Source organism: Deltaproteobacteria bacterium, from assembly GCA_016213065.1.
Taxonomy (GTDB): domain Bacteria; phylum UBA10199; class UBA10199; order SPLOWO2-01-44-7; family SPLOWO2-01-44-7; genus JACRBV01.
The window spans coordinates 1-2,365 of sequence record JACRBV010000082.1 but is presented as its reverse complement, the minus strand read 5'-3'; the positions used below and the strand labels follow the sequence as shown (position 1 = coordinate 2,365).

Sequence of the window (2,365 nt, the reverse complement as noted above, 5' to 3'; positions counted from 1 at the left end):
GAACTGGAAGTAGGAATAAAATGCAAGTGGAAACGAGGGTGACGTTTGAGCCATCTTTGGACTTTGGGATGTTTGTGTGTCCCATAGTTGTCGACAATCAGATGGAGATTTAAATCGGATGGAGTTTTTGCGTTGATCGTCTGCAGGAATCTGATAAATTCCTGATGTCTGTGTCGCGGCATACAATCTCCAATCACTGTTCCATCGAGCATGTTTAGCGCTGCAAATAGCGTCGTTGTGCCGTGACGCATATAATCGTGAGTCTGCCTTGCAGGAATACCGGGTCGCATAGGAAACAATGGCTGGGTGCGTTCCAGCGCTTGAATCTGGCTTTTTTCGTCTACACAAAAGACAATGGCTTTGTCCGGTGGATTCAAATAAAGTCCGACAATATCGTGAAGTTTCTCCATAAACTGTTTGTCGCGGCTGAGTTTGAATGTCTTGATCAAATGGGGTTTTAGATTGTGTTGTTTCCAGATTCGTCGGACACTGTCTTTGCTGATTCCTTGTGCTTTGGCCATTGAGCGCTCGCTCCAGTGAGTTGCATTGGAAGGCGTTGTATGTAAGGTTGCATTGATGATAGCAGACACTTTCTTGTAATGAATCTTTGGAATACGACCAGGACGGGGAGCATCTTTTTCCAGACCAGACAACCGGAGAGCTAAAAAACGCTCTCTCCATAGTTGAACGGTTGGGCGGGAAGTAGACAGTTGATGGGCGATGTCGTGGTTGAAAATTCCCTTGGCTGCCAATTGAATGATTTTGGCTCGTTGAATCAAACGCAATGGAATACTTTTCCCATGTGACCATCGATTGAGGGTCGATTCTTCTTGAGGAGTAAGCAAAATACGTTCTGCTATGTTCATTCATTGTTATTATACAAGACTTAAATTCATATGTAAAGGTATTTATGCGCCAGCACACTAGTTTGACCAAATCGAATGTGTTCATAAGAGTCTTGACACTTATCTACACTAAGTAGACACGGTGATAAATTCGTTCCGAGTTTTTGACTCATAAAATCACATATGCTAAATTGGGTCCAAGTTTCCACAAAGGAGGAATTGGATTATGGCTCGAGGACCCAAACCGCAACAGATAGTTCGCCTTAATGCAAAAGAATATGAACAATTACAACACATGGCACGATTACGCAAAGCTCCCCATGCTGAAGTGGTGCGAGCCAAGATTCTTCTTTTGGCGTATGAACATCCCGATTGGGATAATGCTACCATTGCACGGAAAGCGGGGTGCACAGATCGTACCGTACGCCAATGGCGAAAACGATCTCGTGAAGGTCCCCTGCTCCAAGAATCGCCGAGATGTGGGGCGCCGCGTTTTTTTTCCCTCAACCCAAAGAGCCCAAGTCACCGCTCTGGCTTGCACGCTTCCGCGCGATAGTGGCAAACCATTTTCACGCTGGTCCAGCTCTGATCTATCCCAAGCAGCGAAAGAAAGAGGCATCGTAAAATCCATTTCACCTTCCACGATTCGACTCTGGCTTCGTCAGGAAAAAATTAAGCCTTGGCAAACGCAGAGTTGGCAACAGCCAACCGATCCCAGATTTTTGGAGAAAGCTACTGTCGTCTTGAATCTCTATGAACAAGCTCAATCGTTAGCTGGTCGCAAGGAAATCGTTGTCTGCGCCGATGAAAAAACCTCGATTCAGGCTCGCAAACTCACGGGCGGAGTGATCGCTGCAAAACCCGGAAGCGTCGTAAAAGTTGGAGATCGTTACGAACGCAAAGGCGCTCTGAATTTGTTTGCAGGACTCTTGGTTCATACCGGTGAAACAATCGCTCGTTGTTTCGAGAGAAAAAGGTTTGTCGAGTTTCAAACCTTTCTTTCGATGATTTTTGAAAGCCTTTGGTGTAAAAGAATCAAAGTGATCCATCTGATTTTAGATAATGGTCCGACCCATGCTCCCAAATCCATTGAAGCATGGATCCAAAAACTGACACTGCCTTTTGAAGTCAAGATCCATTGGTTGCCCATTCATGCTTCTTGGTTGGATCAAATCGAAATTGTCTTTTCTCCGCTTCAAAGAAAGGTTTTGACTTCATCTCACTCCGAAGATAAACAGGATTTAGAAAAATTCATTATGCATTACTTTTCTGAACGAAACAAAAATCCAAAACCTATTCAGTGGAGTTATACCGCACCCCAATTGCGCAAGCAGTTTCAACACAAGTTTATTCCACAGCTAAAAAAAGCATCATGATAAAAACTCGGAACGAATTTATCACCGTGTCTACTAAGATCTCACCATGATGAACGCATTCAAAAGGGACATCTTTGGGTCTTTTCAAACGAGATTGCGCGAATCGAAGAGTCCGCCTCCGGCGGGTCGTTGGTCGACCTTCAT

4 protein-coding genes are annotated in these 2,365 nt (G+C 44.7%); 3 read left to right on the top strand and 1 reads right to left on the bottom strand.

Annotated features, from left to right (window positions below; all coding sequences use genetic code 11):
• Window positions 1–866, bottom strand: an 866-nt coding sequence (locus tag HY877_04995) for an IS630 family transposase (GenBank protein ID MBI5299633.1), incomplete at its 3' end; no start/stop codon positions are given.
• 205 nt (window positions 867–1,071) lie between these two features.
• Between HY877_04995 and HY877_04990 the strand changes: the two genes are divergently transcribed.
• The 3 genes from HY877_04990 to HY877_04980 form a co-directional block, all read left to right on the top strand.
• Window positions 1,072–1,401: a helix-turn-helix domain-containing protein gene (locus tag HY877_04990; GenBank protein ID MBI5299632.1), complete on the top strand. Its 330-nt coding sequence runs from the start codon at window positions 1,072–1,074 to the stop codon at window positions 1,399–1,401.
• On the top strand, window positions 1,325–2,221 hold the full coding sequence (locus tag HY877_04985; GenBank protein MBI5299631.1) for an IS630 family transposase: 897 nt from the start codon (window positions 1,325–1,327) through the stop codon (window positions 2,219–2,221). Before HY877_04990 ends, HY877_04985 begins: the two co-directional genes overlap by 77 nt.
• A 57-nt stretch (window positions 2,222–2,278) precedes the next feature.
• The coding region (locus HY877_04980; GenBank protein ID MBI5299630.1) for a hypothetical protein at window positions 2,279–2,365 on the top strand (87 nt) is incomplete at its 3' end.

Bases quoted from the DNA above. Each gene is read 5' to 3' on its own strand.
- HY877_04990 (MBI5299632.1), top strand. From the start codon at position 1,072: ATGGCTCGAGGACCCAAACCGCAACAGATAGTTCGCCTTAATGCAAAA.